Genomic DNA, 21949 nt, shown 5'->3' on the forward strand with positions numbered 1-21949 from the left:
GCCCGCGTGCTGACGATGCAAGAAGCCCTGCGTGCCCTGTCCGACTACTGGACCTCCCGCGGCTGCCTCACCTGGCAGCCGTTCAACACGGAGGTCGGTGCCGGCACCATGAACCCCGCCACCGTGCTGCGCGTGCTCGGTCCGGAGCCGTGGGACGTGGCCTACGTCGAGCCATCGGTGCGCCCCGACGACTCCCGCTACGGCGAGAACCCCAACCGCCTGCAGCAGCACACCCAGTTCCAGGTGATCCTGAAGCCGGAGCCCGGCAACCCGCAGGAGCTCTACCTCGGTTCCCTCGAGGCGCTCGGCATCGACCTGGACGCCCACGACGTGCGCTTCGTCGAGGACAACTGGGCACAGCCGGCAATCGGCGCCTGGGGACTCGGCTGGGAGGTGTGGCTCGACGGCATGGAGATCACGCAGTTCACCTACTTCCAGCAGGTGGGCGGCCAGGACCTCGGCCCCATCCCCGTGGAGCTCACCTACGGGATGGAACGCATCCTGATGGCGCTGCAGGGCGTCACCCACTTCAAGGAGATCGCCTACTCCCGCAAGCCCGACGGCAGCCTCGTCACCTACGGGGAGGCCTTCGGCCAGCAGGAGTACGAGATGAGCCGCTACTACCTGGACGACGCCGACGTCGAGGTCAACCAGAAGCTGTACGAGGCCTACGTCTCCGAGGCCACCCGCATGGTGGAGGCCCGCCTGCCCGTGCCGGCCCACCAGTACATCCTGAAGTCCTCGCACGCCTTCAACGTGCTCGACGCCCGCGGCGCCATCTCCACCACGGAGCGTGCCAAGGCGTTCGGCTCCATGCGCCGCCTGATGCGCGACACCGCAGCCCTGTGGATCGAGCGCCGCGAGGAGCTGGGTTTCCCGCTGCTCAAGCAGTCCGAGGCCGCCGAGCCCACCGAACTGGTCGTGCCCGAGGTGCCGGCCGACGCCGCCCCGGAGACGTTCGCGTTCGAGATCGGTGTGGAGGAACTGCCGCCGCACGTCGTCGGCCAGACCATCGACGCCGTCCGCGAGGCCGTCACCGCCGGGCTGTCCGGCAGCCGCCTCGAGCACGGTGACATCACCGTCGACGGCACCCCACGCCGCGTCCTCGTCGTCGTCGACGGCGTGGCCGCCCGTGAACCCGACGCCGAGAACCTGCGCAAGGGCCCGAAGTGGTCCGCCGCCTTCGACGCCGACGGCAACCCCACCAAGCCGCTGCAGGGCTTCATGCGCGGCCAGGGCGTCGAACTCGACGCCGTGGTCAAGGCGGAGGTGGGCGGCAACGAGCACGCCTGCGTCCGCGTGCCCGCCCCCGGCCGTGGTGTCCTCGAGGTGCTCGCCGGGATCATCACCAGCACCGTCACTGGCCTGCGCGCCGAGAAGAACATGCGCTGGAACGACTCCGAACTGTCCTTCAGCCGCGCCGTGCGCTGGGTGCTGGCGCTGTGGGGACCCACGGTGGTCCCCGCCCGCATCTCCGGTCTGGAGACCGGCCGCCGCACCTACCTCCAGCGCGGCACCGAGGCAGCCCCTCAGGCGCGGCCCGACGGCACCGTCGTCGGCCACCACGACGTGGCCTCGGCCTCGGAGTACCTGGACAAGCTGGCCGCCGGCCGCATCCTCGCCTTCACCGAGCAGCGGCGTGCAGCCGTCGTGGAGCAGGCCACGGCGCTGGCCGCGGGGGTGGGTGGCACGATCGACTTCGACGCCAACTCCGCGCTGGTGGACGAGATCACCAACCTCGTCGAGGAGCCCCACGGCGTGCTCGGCAACTTCGACGCCCGTTACCTCGAACTGCCGGACCGCATCACCACCTCCGTCATGGCCAAGCACCAGCGCTACCTGCCGGTGCGCGCCGCCGACGGCTCGCTGCTGCCGCACTTCGTCACCATGGCCAACGGCCACTGCGACGACGCCGTGGTGCGGGCCGGCAACGAGTCCGTGCTGCGCGCCCGCTACGAGGACGCCCTGTTCTTCTGGAACCAGGACCTCGAGGCGGACTCCGTCGAGGCGTTCGTGCCCGGGCTGGAGCAGCTCACCTTCGAGAACCGTCTCGGCTCCGTCGGCCAGCGCGCCAACCGGATCGCCGACGTCGCCGCCAAGCTCGGCGACGCCGTCGGGGTGGGGGAGGCCGACGCCGCCACCATCGCCCGGGCCGGCCAGTTGGCAAAGTTCGACCTCGCCACCGCCCTCGTCACGGAGATGACCAGCCTCGCCGGCTTCGTCGCCCGGGAGTACGCCGTCCGCAAGGGCGAGCCGCAGGCCGTGGCGGACGCGCTGTACGAGATGGAGCAGCCCCACACCACCGCCGACGAGGTGCCCGCCTCGACGCCCGGTGCGCTGCTGTCCCTGGCCGACCGCTTCGACCTGCTCGCAGCCATGTTCGGCCTCGGTGCCAAGCCCAGCGGCTCCTCCGACCCGTACGGCCTGCGCCGCGCGGCCCTCGGCGTGGTGCGCATCCTGCGCGAACTGCCCGCCCTGTCCGCGCTCACCATCCGCTCCGGCCTGGAGGCCGCCGCCGCCCGTCTGCGGGAGCAGGGGATCGAGGTCGGCGACGAGGCGCTGGAGGCCGCCGAGTCGTTCACCATCGGACGGTTCGCCCAGTTCCAGCGCGACGAGGGCCTCTCCGCCGACGTCGTGGCCGCCGTCGCACCTTCGGCCGGGACCCCCGGTGCCGCCGACGCGCACGCCAGGGCACTGGTGGAACTGAGCTCCGACGAGGGCTTCGGCAATCTCGTCGAGGGTGTGGTTCGCATCTCGCGGATCGTCCCGGCCGGCACCGAGGCCTCCTACGACGAGTCCAAGCTCAGTGAGCCGGCAGAGCGGGAGCTCCACGAGACGTTGGCCGCAGTGGAGGCGAGCTCCGACCTGCGCGGCTTCGCCGAGGTGGGCTCCGCCCTGGTGGCGCCCGTCGCGAAGTTCTTCGACGAGACCCTGGTCATGGCCGACGACGCGGCGGTCCGCGCCGCGCGCCTCGGCCTGCTGGCCACGATCCTGGACAGGGCCCCCCAGGGCCTCGACTGGGCCGCGGTGGACTCCGTCGTGAACTGACCGGTCCGGCCATGCCGTTGGCGGCGCCGAACTCGGCGTCGCCACGGCCCGGACGCCTACCCCGGCCGTCACCGGCGGGTTAGGCTGGGCGCATGGTCGTGGTCACTGCTGTTCACGTGCGGGTCAACCCCGAATCGATCGACGCGTTCGTCGAGGCGACGCTCGACAACCACCGCAACTCGGTCCAGGAGGCGGGCAACCTGCGCTTCGACGTGCTGCAGTCCCCGGACGACCCGGGGACGTTCATGCTCTACGAGGTCTACGCGTCACAGGCCGACGCCGACGCGCACAAGGAGACCGCCCACTACCTGCGCTGGCGGGAGACCGTGGCCCCGATGATGGCCGAGCCGCGGCGTGGCGTCGGCTACCGGCCGCTCGCGCCGGCGGAGGCCGCCGACTGGTGACGTCGCGGCGGCCGACGGCGATCCCCGGTCAGGCGAGGTAGGTGCGCCACAGGTCGCCGACGGCGCCCTCGTGGTGGTGCCCGATCACGGTGAACCCGTGTTCGAACATGGTGGGGTGGGACCCGGCCATGACGTGGGGGCCGCCGACGAGGCGGAGCATCTCCAGGTCGTTGGGCATGTCACCGAATGCGGCGCACTCCGCCGCCGTGACCCCCAGGTCTGCGATCACCTCGGACAGCGCCGTGCCCTTGCTGACTCCGGCGGCGCTGATCTCCACGGTGCCGTGGTCGGCGCTCCAGGAGAACGTCACAGTGAGGTCGTCCCCGGCAGCGGCGGTCGCGACCTCGGCCAGCTGCTCTGTGTTCGCGCGTCGGGTGTGGGCGATCACCTTGATGATCGGCTCCCGCGCCACCAGTTCCTCGAGTGAACCGATGATGGGGTCCCGGTCGGGGATGTGCGGGAAGTCCGGCGCCACGCCCCAGTCGTCCTCGAACTCGACGCCGTAGGTCATCTCCAGGTCGGCCGGCAGCTCACCGGCGAGGTGGTGGATGACGTCGGGGGAGATGGGGTGGATGATCTCGGGCCGCGGCGAGGCCAGCCTTCCGATGGAGGCGCCGTTGCTGGCGATCAGGATCGGGTTGATGTCGCGCAACTCGTCGAGGGCGGCGAGGTTGCGGCGGGGCCGTCCGGTGGCGATCACCAACTCGATCCCGGCCTCGTGGATCTGCCTTGCGGCTTCGAGGTTTCCGGGGTGGGGCAGGCCACCTTCGCCGAGGAAGGTGCCGTCCAGGTCGGTGGCTACGAGGGCGGGCTTCATGAACATGACCCTAGCCCAGTGGGCAACCCGGCCGAGCCGGCGTGGCCGGCGCGAAATCCTCACGGGCGACGGCGTGTCGCGTATCAGCGTCCGGACCAGCTTCCTCCTTGACGGTGTCGGTGCAGTCCGCACCGAACACGATTCCCAGGAGGCACCATCATGGCCCAGGCAATCGGACCGACGTATGCCGGCGGTTCGCAACCCATCACCAAAGACGGGTACGACGTGCTGTACCTGCCTGACACCCACAACCGGGAACTGATCGCGGCCGGGGAGGCCCCGGTCTTCTACTACATCCCCAACCAGGTTCGGATGGCCCGCAAGGAGGGCCCCGACAAGGGGGACTACCTGTTCAACCTGCTCCGCTTCGCCGGGACCGGCGGTGAGGGCGTGATCGGCGGTGGCGGCGACGTCGCCGGCGGCATGCTGACGTTCTCCGTGACCGGCGCACTGCCGGAGGAGACCCGCCGTCAGGCCGAGTCCCAGATCAAGTCGCAGTTCGGCGACTCACAGGACGCCTTCTTCGGCCTGAAGAACGCCCGCAAGGAACCCCTGTTCCGGCCGGCCATCATCGCCGAGAGCACCACCAGTGTCTCGAACCTGGCGCCCACGGACACCGGGTTCCCGGTGGTGGACCCGGGTGGCACCCGCGGACCGGGGGGCGGGTTCCGCACCGTCGGCATCCCCTCGAGCCAGGTCCGCTCCCGCGACGCGGAGCCGGCCGGTGCCGACAGCAACCTCGATCCCTGGTACTGCGTGCTGCAGGGGCAGGGCTCGGGCTCCATCGACCCCTCCGGCACCCACGCCTTCTCCGGGCTGTTGGGCACCTACCCGACCTCCATCGCGTGGGCCTCGTTCCACGGCGGCGGCAGCCCTCTGATCGTGATCCAGAACTACAAGCTGAAGGTCTGGTCGCCCGTGTGCACCATCAAGATCGACGGCAACTGGGACTCGGTGTTCCAGCACTTCTCAGCCGCAGCCTCGGGACGCTACCTGTGGGCCAAGGTCGACGTCGCGGCCGAGTTCAACAAGATGAAGAAGTCCGGCACCATCACGGTGGACGTCAAGGTGGACACGACGCTGCCCAACGCCGACGAGATCGCTCGGCGGATGGAGGAGCGCTCGGACCTGGTGTTCAACAAGTTCATGGAGATGGCCCAGCGCACCATCTTCGACCAGCCGGCCCCGCAGGTGGAGGCCGCGAAGGCCGACTCCGGCGGATGGTCGCCGTGGGGTGTGGGACTGTCCCTGAAGTACCGCCGTGACGAGAACCACCTCGACCTGCACTACGAGGAGACCAAGCAGTTCGCCTACCTCCAGGACCACACCATCTCGAGTTCGCTGGCGGGCATGGCCGACGAGATCAAGGCGGACCCGGACGCCGAGCGCAAGTACTTCCAGACCGTCTACCTGGACGACTGGCCGCAGCGGCTCGCGCGAGTGGTGCGTCCGGTGGCGAGCTGGTCGGACAACACCGTCCAGTTCATGTCGGTCCAGGTGGGCTACCCGAACACCGACGGCGACCTGAACTGGGCCGGCCACAGCTTCGCCTCCAGCGACGGCGTGGACCCCACCTGGAAGTACCAGACCGCGAAGAAGGCCTCCGGCGACGTCAGCAACGCGCCGCAGGACTGGACGCCGGACAAGACGTTCGTCAAGCGCAAGGTGCACCTGGCCGAACCGCCCAGCGAGATCCTCGACCCGTACCACCGCGTCCAGGTGGAGCGGAACGTCATCGACCTCGATCCCGAGCCCAACGGCACCCTGCTCAACGACACCACCCTCGAGGTGCGCGCCGACACCGCAGGCCGGATCGCCGTCGGGCCCATCGGGCTGGGCGTGATGCTCGAGGACAACTCGCAGACGGTCGAGGTGGTGATGGAACCGACGGACCGGGACTACCAGCCGCTCGGCATGCCACCGGTGCGGTTCCGCTGGAGCCTGTCCGACATCGACACCGACCGCAGCTGGACGGTCTTCTCAGGGGACCCCGAGCTGCTTCCGTACTACCGCTACCAGGTGACCGCCACCGTGAAGGGCACGCTGTTCCGCAAGGGGCAGAGCTGGACCGGACCGTGGGTCCCGGGCAACGGCAACGGGCCGATCATCATCGACGTCCCACCGCCCGACGGCGAGGGGGTCACCACCCGCTCCCTGACCGAGGACCGGGTACGCACCCTGCGCCAACTCGGGGCCCGGAGCAGGGGAGTGGCATCCGATGGGCAGGCCGACCAAGCCGCCGAAGTCACCTACGAGTCCGCCGGCGTCGAAGGTGATGACGCCCCGGTCTCCCGTGGTGAGGACGGCGAGCCACTCACCTTCCTGTCCTACCGACTCTGAGCGGACACTGTCATGGCCGGTACTGATGCTCATCCGACCGGGGACCCGGTGGACCCCGGCATCCTGGAGGTGCGCAGGGACGACTCCGGCAGGCCGCACCTGTCGGTCACCTTCCTGCTGGGCCGGACCCCGGCACCCCACGAGCCGATCGGTGACCTCGTCCTGAGCGCCACCGTCGCCGTCGGGCTGGTCAGCCGGCTGGAGGACCTGGCCTGGATCGGGGTCGACCTGGAAGTGGCTGCTCCCGTCGGCGCCGAGTCCAGCGGGCCCTTCGGCACCATTTCACTGGCCACCACGCTGGCGGGTGAGGAGGCCACCCGCCTCCTCACCGCGCTGGCGCAGGGGCGAGGCGGCCCGATCCTCGACCTGCGTGCCCGCCGCGCCGACGGCATGACGGGACACTGGCGCTTCGACTTCGTCGAGGTGCTGGCGCCGGTGGTCAACCCGGACCCGGGCGCCTGCGTGCACCTGGTCACCGTCGAGGGTGGGGTGGTGGCCGACGTCCTGCCAACGCGTCCGGCAGCAAGGAGCCGTGGTCCCGGTGACCCAGGGGTGCTGATGCTGCGCAAGGAAGTGGCCACCCCCGTCGCGCAGGTGGTCCGTCCACGACCATCGAGGACGGCCGGCACGTTCGGACGGGTGGAAGGGGTGCTGAAGGGCGAGGCACTCCTGGCGGTCCACTTCACGGAGCAGGCGAAGGGACCGATCCTGGGTTCCGGGCCCCTGCTGGGGGACCGGGAGGGGAACCGACGTTGGTACCTGCCGGAGCTCACCCTGGTGTCCCCGACAGCAGGGGGTGAGGCCGAGACCGCGCCGTTCCGCTTCGACCTGGCGACCGTCGGCCACCAGGGCGACGGCACCCCGGGCCTGGAGGCCACCGTCACCCTGACCCTGGCGGCCGGACCCTCCGCGGCGACGCTGGCGGCTTGGGAACAGGCCGGCAAGCCAGTCCTCGAACCGCTGCCCTGCACCGCACAGGTGGCGCTACGGATCCCGTTCCGGGACGAGCAGGGACGCAGCCTGACCGAGACCATCCCCGCGACGTCGGTGATCCCCACCGGCGAACTCGGCAAGGAGGGCTCCACCCTGGTGGCCACCTTCCGGCTCGCGAACAGCTGGGCGCGGATGGCCTACGGGTCCCTGTCCACACCCGGCTTCCAGGAGACGGCGCCCACGGTGCAGGTCAGCCTGGCGCACGAGGGGTGGCGCTCCAGCGGCAAGCCGATTCCTCACCAGATGCTCGAGCAGATCGCCGGGACCAAGGTCCTGGCCCTTCGGCGCGCCGGCGACGCGGCCCGCCCGATCTCCCAGAGCCAACTACTCAGCATGGCCAAGGCGAAGGTGCAGCTCACACCCGCCATCAGCAAGCTCGACCACATCAAGGCGGGCATCCAGAGCTGGCAGTGGGTCCACCGGAACAGCGCCGTGGAGCTGCCGGCGGTGGTTCCCTGCGCCGAGCACGGACAGTTGTACCGGCAGGCGGGCGAGCAGGGCTGGGAGGCCATCGGCTGCCGGCCCGCGCTGCAACTCGGGCACGCGGAGTACCGGACCTGGCAGGCCGAGACCATCTCCTCGGCCGAGGGGGTGCGCGTGTTCCGTTCCCTGACCCAGCCCGGCCGCTTCCTCGTGGTCCCGGAACGCTACGACATCGGACGGCACCCGGCCGATGACCCCGAGCGGGCGTTGCAGCCGACGCTGCTGCTCACCTCCACCATCGACGTCGAGAACCCGGCCAACATCCTGTGCGTGTTGGCCGCGGCCCTCGAGCCGGTGCCTGGCGCCGCCGACTTCGCACTCATCCGTGAGGAACTGCGGGCCCGCACGAACCGGGAGGTGGAGTTGCTGTCACCGGCTCAGGCGGGTCTGGAAGCGGAGGTCACCTGGGCGATTCCGGAGGTGCGCAGCATCGAGTGCCTGCCCATCGGGGTCGGGTTCACGGTGGTTGTCAGCACCGGGGTCCCGGGATTCCTGGCACTCAAGACCCTGCTCCGGACCGGATCCGTGGTGGGTTCGGCACGCTACGAACTCCCGGGTGGCATCGGTTTCGCCAGCACCCTGCGCCTCTCGCTGGGCAATGTCGTCGGCCCCGCCGAGGGCGGCGTCGTCGCCCACGACGTCGGGGACCGGATCACGCTTACCAATGAACTCGGCAGGCAGGCGGCCGTGCACCGCGTCATCGGGAACGGTGCGGTGGTGGCCACGCCGGAACTGCTGCTGGAGCCCGGCACCTCGGGCGAGATCGCGAGACCGACGGGCTCGGAGGCCCCGTTCCTCGCCGACTTCAGCGTCGCCCCGGGGACCGAGAGTCTGGACGAGACCCGCAGCTACGTCGAGGATCTCCAACTGGGGGTCACGTTCATCGCCACGGGCTCCTTCGACGGCCTGGCCGGGTTGGAGGTCGCCTGTCAGTTCCTCGGCCAGCACGACGAGGTCTTCACCCTCACAGACCAACAGCGCAGCAGGGAACGCGAGTTCGTGCTGCCGCTGACCGCGTACGCCACCGACCCGGCGCTGGTCTTCACGGTGACCGCCGTCACCGCCGACGGCACGCGCACCAGCGCCGCCCCGGTCACGTGGCCGGTCCGGACCCAGGGCGTGCTGATCCCACTGGACACGCCCACCAGCTGAGGGCCACCAGGCCTTCAGGTGAACTCGAAGCAACTTCTTGAGGAAGGAAACTCCAATGACTGGATACTCACTCCACATCGGGGTCAACGTGGTTGACCCGAACGCCTACATACCCGCCCCGAGCGTCCTGGCCGGCTGCGTGAACGACGCCAACTCGATGCGGGACATCGCCCAGAGCCAGGGCTTCCAGGTCCGACAGCTCCTGGACGCCCAGGCCACCTCCGGTGCGGTGCTAACCGCCCTGTCCGACATGGCGAGCATGACGCGCGCCGGCGACATCGCCCTGATCACCTACGCCGGCCACGGCGGCCAGATCCCCGACGCGAGCAACGACGAGGACGACGGTATGGACGAGACCTGGTGCCTCTACGACAGGCAGGTGCTCGACGACGAGCTGCACCGCATGTACGCACAGTTCCCGGCGGGATCCCGCATCGTCGTGGTCTTGGACTCGTGCCACTCGGGAACGGTGGCCCGCACGGTGCTGGCCCTGGCCACCCGCGAGGCGCTGGTCCGCAACCCCCTCGGGGAGGAGTTCTGGGGGGACCAGGTCGAAGTCCCCCGACTCGTCCCGCGGAACATGCCGCTGAGCGTCTGCATCGCCGACGCCGAGCGCCGCCGCGACCTGTACTCGTCGGTCCAGGCGCTCGCCGGTGGCGGGGACCGCAGCACCGATCTGGCTGCCGAACTCATCCTGCTCTCCGGCTGCCAGGACAACCAGCTCTCCAGCGACGGATCCTTCAACGGCCTGTTCACCGAGCAGCTGCTGAACGTGTGGGCCGGGGGCTCCTTCTCCGGTGACTACGTCTCCTTCCACGGGGCGATCGCCCGGCGGATGCCGCCGGACCAGACCCCGAACTACTTCACCGTCGGCCCCATCTCGCAGGGGTTCCAGGGCCAGCGGCCGTTCACCGTGGCCGCGCCGAGCGGGCCGAGCGGCGGCGGGTCCGGTGGTGGGCAGCAACCCACGAACACCGCCCGTCCGACACTGCGGCGCGGCTCGTCCGGGGAGGACGTGCGCTACCTGCAGCAGAAGCTGACCGAGCACGGCGCCTGGTTGTCCCTGGACGGCCAGTTCGGCGCGGCCACCGAATCTGCCGTGCGCAGCTTCCAGGCCCGTGTCGGTCTGACCGCTGACGGCGTCGTCGGTCCGAACACCTGGGCGGCGCTCGAGGGTGCCACCACCGGCGGCGGGACCACTGGCGGCGCCACCGGAGGCTCGACGGGAGGTTCCAGCGGTGGCTGGGGCGGATCCTCGGGTGGTTCCGGTGGTTCGTCGGGTGGTTCCAGCGGAGGCTGGGGCGGCTCGTCCGGCGGTTCCGGGGGTGGCGATTCAGGCGGCTCCGGTGGGTGGGGCGGTTCCTCCGGTGGTTCGACGGGCGGCTCCGGTGGCAGCACGGGCGGGACGACGGTGCGGCCCACTCTCCGTCGCGGCGCCACCGGTGAGGACGTCCGCCACCTGCAGCAGCGGCTCAGCTTCTGGGGCTACTCGCTGACCGCCGACGGCCAGTTCGGGCCGGCGACGGAGTCCATGGTGCGCAGCTTCCAGCGCAGTCGGGGACTGGTGGCCGACGGCGTGGTGGGTCCCCAGACGTGGGCCGCCCTGGGCTGAGACGGCCCTGACGTGCACGGTGCCGTGCGGAGGAGCTCCGCCCGGCACCTGCATGTCACAACTTCTTGTTCGGCGACGGGTCGCCCGGGCCGGACTCGTCGCCGGAGGGCTGCATCATCGAGGGGTCGTCCGACGGCGGCGGCTCGTTGCCCCGCGAGTCCTCGGGCGAGGCGCTCTGGGACTCGCCCTCGGTCGGTTCGCCGCTGGTCGGCTCACCGGACTGGGGTTCCCCGGAGCCGTCACTCGGGATCGGCGGGGGAGGGCTGACTGGGGGCTGGTTCTGGAACACGAGGATGGCCAGCAGCACCGCCACCGCCGCGATCAGCAGCATCAGCAGCCAGGACACCAACATCGAGATCCAGCCGGCGCGGTCGGAGCGGCCCGGCCACGGCAGCGGCCACAGCCGCGTGGTGCCGTGGGCCGTGTTGTCGGACCAGTGCAGCTTGTAGTCGGGGCCCGAGGGCTTGCCCAGAGGGGCGGTCAGTTCGAGGTCGACGGCGTGCAGCACGCGCTCCGCCTCGCCGACGGCGCGCAGCGTCCCGTCGAAGGCGATCGCCACCCACGGGGCCAGTGGCTGGTGCTCGGCGACGATCGGGTCGTCGGACTCGTCGCGGAACCGGACGGCCATCCGGCCCTCGTCCTGTCCCTCGCCGCCGCGGGCGACGACGGTGTCGATGTGCATCGCATTGATCTCCCCGGAGAACCGGGAGCGGGCAGCCGCGTCGGCCGCGGCGCCACCGCTGAGGAGGATCACCATCACCGAGTCGCCGTCGTTCTCGTGCGCCGAGAACGCCATGCCGGCCTTCGTGGCCGTCAGCCGGGAGTCCAGCCAGTAGTCACCGATCTTGACCGGATCCTCCGCCGACAACGGGTAGTGGGCCGCCAGACCCGACAAGGGGTCAGCGGGTTGCTGGGGTCCGGATGGCTCGCTCATCACCCCCTATGACACCACATCCCGATGCCAACCGGCTCCCCGAGCCACGTCGGGGTGGATGGATCGGGCTGTAGGGTTGTCCCGGGATCCACGATCCCGAACGCGAGGAACCATCAGGAGTCAATCAGTGAGCACACCAGCCGTCAGCCCGGCCCTCCCGGCAAACGTCGCCGATGCGTCCAAGCTGTTGGGCACAGCCATCAGCATGGTCCAGCGAGTCATCGTGGGCCAGGAGCACATGGTCCAGCAGTTGATGGTCTCGCTGCTCGCAAAGGGCCACTGCCTCCTCGAGGGTGTTCCCGGCACCGCGAAGACCCTCGCCGTGCGCTCGTTCGCCACCGTCGTCGGCAGCGACTTCGCGCGCGTGCAGTTCACCCCGGACCTGGTGCCCTCGGACATCGTCGGCACCCGGATCTACTCCCAGAACTCCGAGAGCTTCGAGATCGAGCTCGGCCCGGTGTTCGTGAACTTCGTCCTCGCCGACGAGATCAACCGTGCACCAGCCAAGGTGCAGTCCGCGATGCTGGAGCTGATGGCGGAGAAGCAGGTCTCCCTGGGCGGCCAGACCTACCCGGCACCCGATCCGTTCATCGTCATCGCAACCCAGAACCCCGTCGAGTCCGAGGGTGTCTACCCACTGCCGGAGGCCCAGCGTGACCGCTTCCTGCTCAAGGTGGACGTTCCCTACCCGCGCGGCAACGAGGAGTTCGAGATCCTGCGCCGCATGAGCGTCAAGCCGCCGGTGGCCGAGCCCGTGCTGAACCCGGAACTGGTGCGTCACCTGCAGGACATGGCGTCCAACGTGTTCGTGCACAACCTCGTCAGCGAGTACATCGTGCGCCTCGTGCTGGCATCGCGCACCCCGGCCGAGTTCGGGATGCCGGACCTCGAGCCCGTCATCCAGATCGGCTGCTCCTCGCGAGCCACCCTCGGTCTCGTCGCCGCCGCCCGTGCGCTCGCTCTGATCAACGGCCGCGACTACGTCCTGCCGACGGACGTGCAGGCCGTGGCGCGCGACGTGATGTCGCACCGCCTCGTGCTCGGCTTCGACGCCGTCGCGGACAACATCCAGACCGCCGACGTCGTCGAGCGCATCCTCGCGATGGTGCCCGCACCCACCCCCGTGTGGAACTCCGAGCAGCGCCAGACCAGCCACCAGCAGCACGCCCACCAGCCCGCACGTCGATAAGGGGGACCGTCTTGGCTGAGGTCTCCTTCGCGCCCCCCAGCGGCGCCCCGCTGCTGCCGGTGCCCGGCAGGGGCCGGGACGCCGGGGCCGCGACGTCGGTGCTCAAGGTCCCCACGGGCCCGACCATCCCACTCAACCGCCTCGCACCCGAGGCGGCGCTGCGACGGCTCGAACTGACGGTGGTCCGTCGGCTCGAGGGGTTCCTGCACGGCGACCACCTGGGCCTGCTGCCCGGGCCCGGCTCGGACACCAACGATGCCCGCGTCTACCAGCCCGGGCAGGACGACGTCCGCAAGATCGACTGGGCCGTCACCGCCCGTACCACCGTCCCGCACGTCCGTGACACCATGGCGGACCGCGAGCTGGAGATCTGGGCGCTGCTGGACGTCACCCCGTCGATGAACTGGGGGACCGAGGGCATCACCAAGCGCGACCTGGGGATCGCCGCGATCGCCACCATCGGGTTCCTCAGCCAGAAGATGGGCGACCGCTTCGGCGGCATGATGATGCTGCCCGACCGCGTGAAGCGGCTGCAGGCCCGCTCCGGCCGCAACGCCCTCTACGCGCTCCTGCGCAAACTGCTCACCGAGCCGATCGTGCCCGACAACGCCCCCGGTGGGATGGAACTCGCCGACGGCATCGAACAGCTCGCCCGCTCCCAGCGCCGCCGCGGCATGCGGGTGGTGGTCTCCGACTTCCTGACCGCCGGCGACCATGAGCTCAACCCCGACGTCGAACCCCCATGGGAGCGGGCCATCCGTCGGCTGGCGGTGCGCAACCAGGTGCTGTGCGTCGAGGTCATCGACCGGCACGAGATGGAGTTCCCCGACGTGGGTGAGATGCTGATCCGGGACCCCGAGACCTCGTTCCGGCGCTACATCAACACCTCCGACGCCGAGGCGCGCGCCCGCATGGACGCCGCCACCCGCGCACAGCGAGAGCGGGTGAAGGTGGCCATCCGCCGCGCCGGCGCCGGCCACATCCAGCTCCGCACCGACAGGGACTGGGTCACCGACATCGCCCGGTTCGTGCTCAACTACCGACGCGTGGCGAGCATGCTGCACCAGCCGCCGCAGGGGGTCAGCAAGTGATCCCACAGCTGGTCCCGCTCTTGCTTCCCGAGTTCAAGACCCCCGAGCGGCTCTGGGTGCTGGTCGCCCTGCCCATCCTGGTGCTGGTCTACATCCTCCTGATGCGGATGAAGGGCAAGGTCTCCTTCCGTTTCACCAACACCGGTGTCCTGGGTTCGGTCGTCGGGTCACAGCGCCGTTGGACGCGGCACCTCGCCGTCGCCATGAGCCTGTGCTCGCTGGTGGCGCTCGGCCTGGCCTGGGCGCAGCCGCTGGGCACGGACCGGGTGCCACGGGAGCGCGCCACCGTCGTGATGGTGGTGGACACCTCCCTGTCCATGCAGGCCGAGGACGTCGAGCCGGACCGGCTGGCTGCCGCGAAGGAGGGGGCGCTGACGTTCGTCAACGGCCTGCCGGTGGGCTACAACGTCGCGTTGGTCTCGCTCAACGGCACGCCCCAGATCAAGATGCCGCCGTCCACGGACCGGGGCGCGTTCGAACGGGCGCTGATGGCGCTCCAGTTGGAGGAGGGCACTGCGCTCGGGGAGGCCATCACGGTCTCCCTGGAGGCCATCGAGCAGGCGCCCGTCGGGGACAACGAGGAGCCGCCTCCCGCCATGGTGGTGATGCTCTCCGACGGCACCAACACCGTCGGCGCGGGCCACTCCGGGCCGGCCGCTGCGGCGAAGGCCGCCGAGGTGCCTGTTTTCACAATTGCCTACGGCACGCAGAATGGGTACGTGGACATCGACGGCGTGCGGGAGAACGTCGCCCCCGACGTCGCCACGTTGCAGGCCATCGCGCAGGAGACGGGAGGCAGGGCCGTGAACGCTGACAGCGCTGACTCGCTGGCCGACGCGTACCGGGAGATCGGCTCGTCGGTCGGGTACGAAGAGGTCGCCAAGCCCATCACCGCCCAGTACGCCTTCGGCGCCCTCGGGTTCGCGATCGTGGCCGCACTGGGCGCTGTGATGATGGCTGCGAGGTGGCCGAGATGACCCCCCTCGCCCTCGAGTTCCTGGCCCCCAACCGGCTGTGGGCGCTGCTGGTCATCCCACTGGTGGCCATCCTCTACGTCGTGCTGTCCGGCAAGCAGACCAAGTCCAAGGTCTCCAACCGCCTGAAGCTCGTCCTGCCCAAGGACGCCGCGTGGAAGCGCCACGGCGCCGTGCTGCTGGCGCTGCTGTCCCTGGCATCGCTGATCATCGCGTGGGCGATGCCGAAGGACTACGCGAACCAGCCCCGGGACCGAGCCTCGGTGGTGGTGGTGATCGACGTGTCGTGGTCCATGGAGGCCACCGACGTGGAACCCAACCGGCTGGACGCGGCCAAGGCATCTGCGAAGCAGTTCGTGATGAACCTGCCGGAACGGTTCAACGTGGCTTTGGTGTCCTTCGCCGGCACCGCCAACGTCGCCGTCCCGCCCACCATCGACCGCGGCGCCGTCACCCGTGCCATCGACGCCCTGAAACTGGCCCCCTCCACCGCCACCGGTGAGGGGATCTACGCCAGCCTGGAGGCCCTCAAGATGGTGCCGCCGGACCCCGACGACCCGGACTCCGTACCGCCCGCAGCCATCGTGCTGCTGGCCGACGGCGCCACCAACATGGGCCGCAACTCCGCCACCGCTGCCGAGAAGTCCAAGGAACAGGGCGTCCCGATCTACACCATCGCCTACGGCACCCAGGACGGCTGGGTGGAGTCCAACGGCCAGCGGCAGCGGGTGGCCGTGGACCACTACGAGCTATCCGAGATCGCCAAGCGCTCCGGCGGCAAGAAGTTCTCCGCCGAGACCGCCAGCGAACTGCGCGAGATCTACGAGGCCATCCGCTCCGACATCGGCTACGAACGCGTGCCGATGGAGGTCACGGACCGCTACGCCGGTCTGGCGATCATCTTCGCCATCGGTGCCGCGCTGGGCGTCATCTCGCTGGGCGCCCGCTGGCCCTGATCGCTGGAAAGCCCTTCGAGGCTCGCGAGCTCGCACCTCAGAGAAACTTGACCCCAGTGGCCCTTCGAGGCTCGTACCTCAGGGAACTGGACCCCCGTCGCCCTGAGGTGCGAGCGGCAGCGAGCCTCGAAGGGCCGAACTCAGCCGAGCACCACCGTCGCGCTGCTTGCCACGAAGCCTGCCTCCAGCACGGCGGCGCCGTTGTGGTCGGAGGTGGCGTCGAGGACAAGGGCCGGGGTGAACCGCCCGGCCGCGACATCCGCCGCCGTCACGGTGTGTGAGGCCGACGTGCAGGTGTGCGTGACCCCGGCCCCCAGGCTCTTGTAGCGGCAGTTCGGCGCCCCGGTGGTGAGCGTCCCGGACAGGTTGCTGCTGCGCGGGAACACCGTCACCGCCGTCGCCGTGTTGTTGGTGTAGGTGACGTCGAAGGTGAGCACGTCACCCACCCCGGGTGACGTGATCGTGTCAGTCCTCGCCATGGTCACCGACAGCGCCCCGGGTGCTTGGCCGAACACCTGGAGTTCACGGGCCGAGACCCACTTGTCCGGCGTGGTGCCGTAGCTCCCTGCGATCTCGAGGCGCACGAACTTCGCCCGGCCCTGCAGCGGCACCACCTTGGCGGTGGCGTCGTCGGCGAAGGTACCGGAGGCGACCTCCGCCAGTGACGAGGCGTCGTCGCCGGCCAGCACCCGGTACTGTGCAGGCCGCCCGTTCGACGAGCCGCTGCCGCCCGGGTCGTGCGGGACCAGCACCAACGAGTCCAGCTCGATCGGATCAGCCCCCAGGTCGAGGTCGATCTCGTAGGGGAAGGTCACAGCCGTTGCCCAGGGCGAGTGGAACGCGGTGGTCAGGTCACCGTCGAACAGGTTCGACGACGGCTGCCCGGCCTGCGCGGCGAGCGGTGTCGCGAGGGCGAGGTCGACCGCGGCCGTCGTGGCCGGCCGCACCAACCCGTCCAGGAGCGTGCCGTACTGCGCCAACAGGTCAGCGCGGGCTGTGGCGTCGGTCAGCTGTGCGACGGCGTTGCGCAGTGCGGATGCCGCCACCTCGAGCCGGGCGCCCGGGTTCGCCGAAGCCGTCTGCTGCAGCCGTGCGAGCGCTGCCGTCAGGGCCGTTTCGAACTCGGCCTCGACGTCGGCGCCGCCGCCCACCTTGACCAGACCGAACTCGGTGACCTCGTACTGGGTGGTCTCGGAGGAGGCGTTGAGGCTGGGCTTCGCCGCGCCCGTCACGCCGTCGGTCTCCTGGAGCCGGGTGGAGTACTCGCGGTGCCGGACGGTGATGGTGGTGCCCACCGCGGCCGGCACGGTGGTGATCCGCTCCAGGGCGGGCCGTGCGGCGTCGCCGACGAAGCTGCGGTCGAACAGCGTGGTGCCGCCCGAGGTCACCGTGACGTGCGCGTACTCCTCGCCGATGAAGTAGGTGTGCGGGGCGCCGAGCCCGTCGGTGATAGTGATCTCACCGGCAGCGGCGTCGTGCAGCACCTCGGCGAAGTTGCCGTTGCCGAGGCCCTGCAGCACGAGACGGGTGCCGTTGACCGAACTGGGGGCGGCCGTGCTCGGGTAGGTGACGGCCGCCGCGGTCGCCTCGCCGTCGGCCACCCGGACCGCCTGGCGTTGCGGCACGGTGCCCGTGACGGCGTCCTGCGGGAACCGGAGCGTGTAGCTGCCGATCGGCAGGGTGCCGAAGTCGGCCACGCCGTCGACGAACTGGGCCTGTCCCACCAGGGAGGTCCCGGTCCACAGCGACGCGGCTCCACCCTCGACGCGGGACACATCTGCGATGTCGGCAGCCACCGTCAACGTGCCCGTGTGGCCGAGGTGGAGGAGGTCGGTCGTGGGGACCAGCCGGCCGGGGGAGTCCAGCCCCAACGCCGTGGCCGCGGCCTGGGCGCGCGCGCGGTCGTCGAAGTAGTCGCCCACCGGCAGCACCCCCGGCAACCGCTGGTGGTCAACGATCCCGGCCTCCATGTCGGCGCTGACAGGCAGGTTGAACTGGGAGAACCAGGGCAGCAGGTCGTAGCCACGGGCCTGCCCCCAGAGTTCGGCCACCAGGTCGTTGCGGCTGGGCCAGGAACTGAACCCCGAGTCCGCCCGCAGTTCCCGCAAGCCGCGGTTGAAGCCGACGAAGCCGTCGACACCGGTGAGCTCCGCGATCCTCGTCAGCACGTCCAGGCGCAGGCGGACGTTGATCTCGTTGAAGTCCTGCCCGCCGGTGGCGTGCCGGGCGTCGTCGTAGCCCTTCTGGCCGGCGGCGCGGCCGTTGCTGTACAGCCAGTTGGAGGCTTCCTGCCCGGCGATTGTGGTCTGGTACAGGTAGGCGTACACGTTGTTCCAGACCTCGCCCAGGTGCATGTCCGTGGGGCCGTTGTTGCCGGTCATCATGCCGTCGTAGCCGTGGCCCACCTCGTGCAGGATCAGCCAGGAGCCGGGGCCCTGCAGGTAGTAGCTCACCGATTCGTTGTTGGTGCCGATGGCGTTGTTCGGGCCGTAGTAGGCCAGACCCGGACCGTTGACGTCGGGGCGGATGAAGTAACCCTGCGGCAGGTCGTGGTGGACCGGGTCCGCGTGGGCGTCGTCGATCCCCAGCCACTGGTTGTAGGTGCCGATCAGGAGCCGGTAGCTCTCGATCACCTCGTCCAGGTCCGCGAAGTCGGACCACGACATGTCCTGCACCTTGGGCAGGTCGACGCGGGGCAGGAGCATGGTGAACGCCTGGTCCACCACGAGCGCGAACGGCGAGGCCCCGCCGGCCCACTGGGCCACGAATGCCGACTGGGACCCACCCAGGTTGTACTCGGGGGTGACGTGCTCGGTTCCGGAGGCGACGCGGTACTCCACCTGCGGTGCGGTCGCCCACTCGCGTGAGCGGACGAACACGGCGCTCGCCTTGTTGGCGGTCAACGACTTCCACGAGCCGTCGACGGGCAGCGTGCCCTGGACGTCCTGCTGGTGGTCGTCGGTGGTGAGCGCCACCACGACGTCGGCCACGCCATTAGTGACGCGGGCCTCGATTACGGCGTCGGCGTCGACGGAGATCCCGAGCGACTCCCGCATCATGCCGCGGCCGCGGTTGGTGCCGATCTGGGTGATGACGTCGTTGCCATCGGCCAACGGGGTCAGGGTTCGGGAGTGGGTCACGGGATCGGCCTTCGCGGCCGAGGGGGCGACGAGCACCAAGGTGGTCGACAACGCCCAGGCAAGCAGTAACGCGAATAGCGTCCTGGTCCTGCGGTTCGGGTTTGACAAGGATTCCTCCAGCACCTGTCGTGGTGCGACGACGGCATCTTCTCCCGTCCGACGCTGGACGGGCCGTGCCGCGCTCGCACGTTAAGGCGCTGGTGGGGTCAGTTTCAGCAGGGTTCGTGGCATCGCTCAGGGAAAGTGATCAGACGTGTGATCACTGAGGGAGGTTCTCGATCTCCAGGACCGGGACGTCGTCGCTGTGTTCCATGCCGAAGACCTGCTGCAGGAACGAGACCTTCGACTCCAGCGCCGTGCGCCTGGCCGCCATCGAGCGGAAGCCGTGGCCCTCGCCCTCGAACGTCACCAGTGCCAGGGGCTGCCCCTTCGCCCGCACGGCCTCGGCCATGTCGAAGGCCTGGTTGGGCGGCACCACCTTGTCGTCCATCCCCTGCAGGATGAGCATCGGGGTGGAGAGGTTCTCCAACTGGGTGATGGGGGAGCGCTCGAGGTAGGTCTGCTCGGCCTCGGGCCACGGCCCCACGAGCGAGTCGGGGTAGCGGGACTCGGCCTTGTGGGTGTCGGTGGCCAGGGTGCGCAGGTCCCCGATGCCGTAGGAACTCATGCCGGCCGCGAAGACGTCGGTGGTGACCAGCGACTGCAGGGTGGTGTAGCCGCCGGCGCTGCCGCCCATGATGGCCACTCGGTCGGCGTCGGCCAGCCCGGCTGCGGTGACCTCGCCGACGGCGGCGACGACGTCGCTCACGTCGAGCAGTCCCCAGCGGTGCTTCAGGCGGTCGCGGTAGGCGCGGCCGAAGCCGGTGGATCCGGAGTAGTTGACGTCCAGCAGCGCGAACCCGCGGGAGACCCAGAACTGGATCTCTCGGTCGTAGTCGGAGCGGGCGGCGCTGGTGGGTCCGCCGTGCGTCTTGACCAGCAGCGGCGGGTTCTCGGCGCCCTCGGGTGCGTAGAACCAGGAGTGGACGGGACCTGCCTCGCCGTCGGCCCAGCGGGCCTGGGGCGCCACTGGATCGGGCAGCGGCTCCCCGCCGACGATCTCGCTGACCTGCCCGTCGGGGGAGATGTGCACCAGGGTCTGGGGGCGCTTGGCCCAGGCGGCGATCACGTAGATGTGCTCGTCGATGCTGGAGATGGACTCGATGAAGGAGGTGCCCGGCAGCAGCCGGGTGACGCCACCGGTGCTGGGCTGCCACAGTGTCAGCGCCCCGGCGCCGTCGGCGATCTCGACCGTGGCCACCAGGTCATCGTTCACGATGCAGGCCGGCGGTGCGTCCAGCACCCAGGTGGGGATGTCGCAGTCCCGCTCCACGGCGAAGCTGACGTGCCGCTCCTGGTTGCCGTGGTACCAGTTCCAGTGGCCAGTCTCGTCGGAGGTCCAGGCCAGGGCGCTCTGCAGCCACAGGGGGTGCTGCGCGCTGACGCCGTTGCCCCCGGCCACCACCTGCATGTCTGCGGGGTCGTCGAGGGAGCCGAGCATCACCTCGGCACTGTCCCAGCTCATGTTGGGGTGCATCCACTGGAACCAGGCCAGGCGGTGGCCCTTGACGGCGGGGCCGGCGTAGAAGTCGGCTCCGGTGACCAGGACGCGGCCGCCGTCGGCGTTGTCGCCGTCGAGGTGGAGCGCGACGATCTCGGTGCGCGGCTCGGGGGTGGCGTCGTGGTCTTCGCGGACCGCCACGACGATGCGGCGCTCCGGGACCAGGTGGAGGCCGCCGAAACGGAAGCGTTCCTGCGACGGGGTGAAGGGGCGCCGGGCGTCGCCGTCGAGCAGCCAAACCTGCTTGGTTAGGTCGTCCACCCACACCACGAGGTCATCCGCGGCGTCGTAGGCGCCGCCGCCGTACTCCATGACACGGGAGCGGACGTTGGCCTCCGGCGTCAGGTCGGTGACCTCGCCGTCGCGGAACCGACGGACCGTCGTGCGGTTGTCCTGGGTGGCGATGCTCGCGAGCCAGTGCACCCCGGCTTCGGTGGCCCGCACCTGGCGGATCGAATCGGTACCGGTCAGTGCATCGTCGAGGGAGATCATTGCGCTCACGAGCCCATGTATACCCGACTCCGGTGGGGATTTCGCTCCCGTCGTAGTCAACCGAGGTTGGGTCCCGGCGTGCGCGGGGGAGTCCACGAGCAGTTGTACTGGCCGCCCGGCTGGTGCAAGATGGACTGACTGGCTCGGATGGATCGCAGGGGAAGGCAATCCGGCCGAGACCAGGAGGAACTGAACATGACCGCACGCATGACTGCTGTGAGTCAGCCCAAGGCGCGAGGGATGGTCTTCATCCACTCGACGCCTGCAGCGCTGTGCCCCCACGTCGAATGGGCCGTGGGCGCCGTCCTCGAGAACCAGGTCTCCCTCGAGTGGGCGGACCAGCCCGCGGAGCGCGGCTCCCGTCGCGCCGAACTGTCCTGGGTGGGACGCGCCGGCACCGGTGCCGAACTGGCCAGCAAGCTCGGCGGATTCCAGCGCCTGCGCTTCGAGGTCACCGAGGACGCGTCCCCCGGCGCCGACGGCCAGCGCTTCAGCTTCACCCCCTCCCTGGGTGCCTTCAGCGCCACCACCGGCGTCCACGGCGACATCCTCGTGGGCGAGGACCGGATCAAGCGTGCCGTCGCCAATGACGCCCTGGGCGGCGAGGGTATCCACAAGGCGCTCGAGGGCCTGCTCGGGGTGCCGTGGGACGAGGAACTCGACGTGTTCCGCTACGCCGGCGACGACGTACCCGTGCGCTGGTTGCACCAGGTGGTGTGAGGGC

The 21949-nt window shown here is 70.1% G+C and carries 13 protein-coding genes and 1 pseudogene; 10 read left to right on the forward strand and 4 right to left on the reverse strand.

The annotated features are described in order from the left end of the window. The first annotated feature begins 15 nt into the window (after positions 1-15). Positions 16-3048: a glycine--tRNA ligase gene (locus ACYU7G_RS14735; RefSeq protein WP_461109618.1), complete on the forward strand. Its 3033-nt coding sequence runs from the start codon at positions 16-18 to the stop codon at positions 3046-3048. Positions 3049-3140: 92 nt separating this feature from the next. Continuing rightward, positions 3141-3452, forward strand: a complete 312-nt coding sequence (locus ACYU7G_RS14740; protein WP_461109115.1) for an antibiotic biosynthesis monooxygenase — start codon at positions 3141-3143, stop codon at positions 3450-3452. A 28-nt stretch (positions 3453-3480) separates the two neighbouring features. On the opposite strand, the gene ACYU7G_RS14745 is transcribed toward ACYU7G_RS14740, so the two are convergent. Further along, a complete protein-coding gene (locus tag ACYU7G_RS14745; protein WP_461109117.1) occupies positions 3481-4269 on the reverse strand; it encodes an HAD hydrolase family protein in 789 nt (262 codons plus the stop codon). A 159-nt stretch (positions 4270-4428) separates the two neighbouring features. On the opposite strand from ACYU7G_RS14745, the gene ACYU7G_RS14750 reads away from it, so the two are divergent. Genes ACYU7G_RS14750 through ACYU7G_RS14760 form a run of 3 tightly spaced genes read left to right on the forward strand, consistent with a single transcriptional unit; the run spans position 4429 to position 10849 of the window. Further along, entirely contained in the window at positions 4429-6609 is a 2181-nt protein-coding gene (locus ACYU7G_RS14750) for a hypothetical protein (protein WP_461109119.1), read from the forward strand. A gap of 12 nt (positions 6610-6621) precedes the next feature. Next, positions 6622-9237: a hypothetical protein gene (locus ACYU7G_RS14755; RefSeq protein WP_461109121.1), complete on the forward strand. Its 2616-nt coding sequence runs from the start codon at positions 6622-6624 to the stop codon at positions 9235-9237. Positions 9238-9292: 55 nt separating this feature from the next. After that, positions 9293-10849: a peptidoglycan-binding protein gene (locus ACYU7G_RS14760; RefSeq protein WP_461109123.1), complete on the forward strand. Its 1557-nt coding sequence runs from the start codon at positions 9293-9295 to the stop codon at positions 10847-10849. A gap of 55 nt (positions 10850-10904) precedes the next feature. Here ACYU7G_RS14760 and ACYU7G_RS14765 read toward each other — a convergent pair whose 3' ends face one another. Then, positions 10905-11783: a hypothetical protein gene (locus tag ACYU7G_RS14765; RefSeq protein ID WP_461109125.1), complete on the reverse strand. Its 879-nt coding sequence runs from the start codon at positions 11781-11783 to the stop codon at positions 10905-10907. A 181-nt stretch (positions 11784-11964) separates the two neighbouring features. Between ACYU7G_RS14765 and ACYU7G_RS14770 the strand changes: the two are divergent. From ACYU7G_RS14770 to ACYU7G_RS14785, 4 genes and pseudogenes are all read left to right on the forward strand, one after another. Further along, positions 11965-12972 (forward strand): annotated as a pseudogene (locus tag ACYU7G_RS14770) (AAA family ATPase); the annotation flags it as partial. Between the two features lie 59 nt (positions 12973-13031). Next, positions 13032-14063 (forward strand): DUF58 domain-containing protein, encoded by a 1032-nt coding sequence (locus tag ACYU7G_RS14775; protein WP_461109620.1) that lies wholly within the window; start codon positions 13032-13034, stop codon positions 14061-14063. Further along, complete coding sequence (locus ACYU7G_RS14780) at positions 14060-15040, forward strand: VWA domain-containing protein (protein ID WP_461109127.1); 981 nt, start codon at positions 14060-14062, stop codon at positions 15038-15040. The genes ACYU7G_RS14775 and ACYU7G_RS14780 overlap by 4 nt, the downstream gene beginning before the upstream one ends. Continuing rightward, entirely contained in the window at positions 15028-15993 is a 966-nt protein-coding gene (locus tag ACYU7G_RS14785) for a VWA domain-containing protein (protein ID WP_461109129.1), read from the forward strand. The genes ACYU7G_RS14780 and ACYU7G_RS14785 overlap by 13 nt, the downstream gene beginning before the upstream one ends. A 140-nt stretch (positions 15994-16133) precedes the next feature. On the opposite strand, the gene ACYU7G_RS14790 is transcribed toward ACYU7G_RS14785, so the two are convergent. Both ACYU7G_RS14790 and ACYU7G_RS14795 read right to left on the reverse strand, forming a co-directional pair. Further along, positions 16134-19184 (reverse strand): putative mucin/carbohydrate-binding domain-containing protein, encoded by a 3051-nt coding sequence (locus ACYU7G_RS14790; RefSeq protein ID WP_461109131.1) that lies wholly within the window; start codon positions 19182-19184, stop codon positions 16134-16136. Between the two features lie 208 nt (positions 19185-19392). Next, entirely contained in the window at positions 19393-21225 is a 1833-nt protein-coding gene (locus ACYU7G_RS14795) for an alpha/beta hydrolase family protein (RefSeq protein WP_461109622.1), read from the reverse strand. A 195-nt stretch (positions 21226-21420) separates the two neighbouring features. Between ACYU7G_RS14795 and ACYU7G_RS14800 the strand changes: the two genes are divergently transcribed. Further along, the gene (locus ACYU7G_RS14800) at positions 21421-21945 is read left to right on the forward strand and encodes a DUF3145 domain-containing protein (protein ID WP_461109133.1); all 525 of its coding nucleotides are present in this window, start codon (positions 21421-21423) and stop codon (positions 21943-21945) included. Positions 21946-21949 lie beyond the last annotated feature (4 nt).

Source organism: Tessaracoccus terricola (assembly GCF_054776555.1).

Bases quoted from the DNA above. Each gene is read 5' to 3' on its own strand.
- ACYU7G_RS14750 (WP_461109119.1), top strand. From the start codon at position 4,429: ATGGCCCAGGCAATCGGACCGACGTATGCCGGCGGTTCGCAACCCATC.
- ACYU7G_RS14755 (WP_461109121.1), top strand. From the start codon at position 6,622: ATGGCCGGTACTGATGCTCATCCGACCGGGGACCCGGTGGACCCCGGC.
- ACYU7G_RS14795 (WP_461109622.1), bottom strand. From the start codon at position 21,225: ATGATCTCCCTCGACGATGCACTGACCGGTACCGATTCGATCCGCCAG.
- ACYU7G_RS14800 (WP_461109133.1), top strand. From the start codon at position 21,421: ATGACCGCACGCATGACTGCTGTGAGTCAGCCCAAGGCGCGAGGGATG.
- ACYU7G_RS14765 (WP_461109125.1), bottom strand. From the start codon at position 11,783: ATGAGCGAGCCATCCGGACCCCAGCAACCCGCTGACCCCTTGTCGGGT.
- ACYU7G_RS14760 (WP_461109123.1), top strand. From the start codon at position 9,293: ATGACTGGATACTCACTCCACATCGGGGTCAACGTGGTTGACCCGAAC.
- ACYU7G_RS14735 (WP_461109618.1), top strand. From the start codon at position 16: ATGCAAGAAGCCCTGCGTGCCCTGTCCGACTACTGGACCTCCCGCGGC.
- ACYU7G_RS14740 (WP_461109115.1), top strand. From the start codon at position 3,141: ATGGTCGTGGTCACTGCTGTTCACGTGCGGGTCAACCCCGAATCGATC.
- ACYU7G_RS14745 (WP_461109117.1), bottom strand. From the start codon at position 4,269: ATGAAGCCCGCCCTCGTAGCCACCGACCTGGACGGCACCTTCCTCGGC.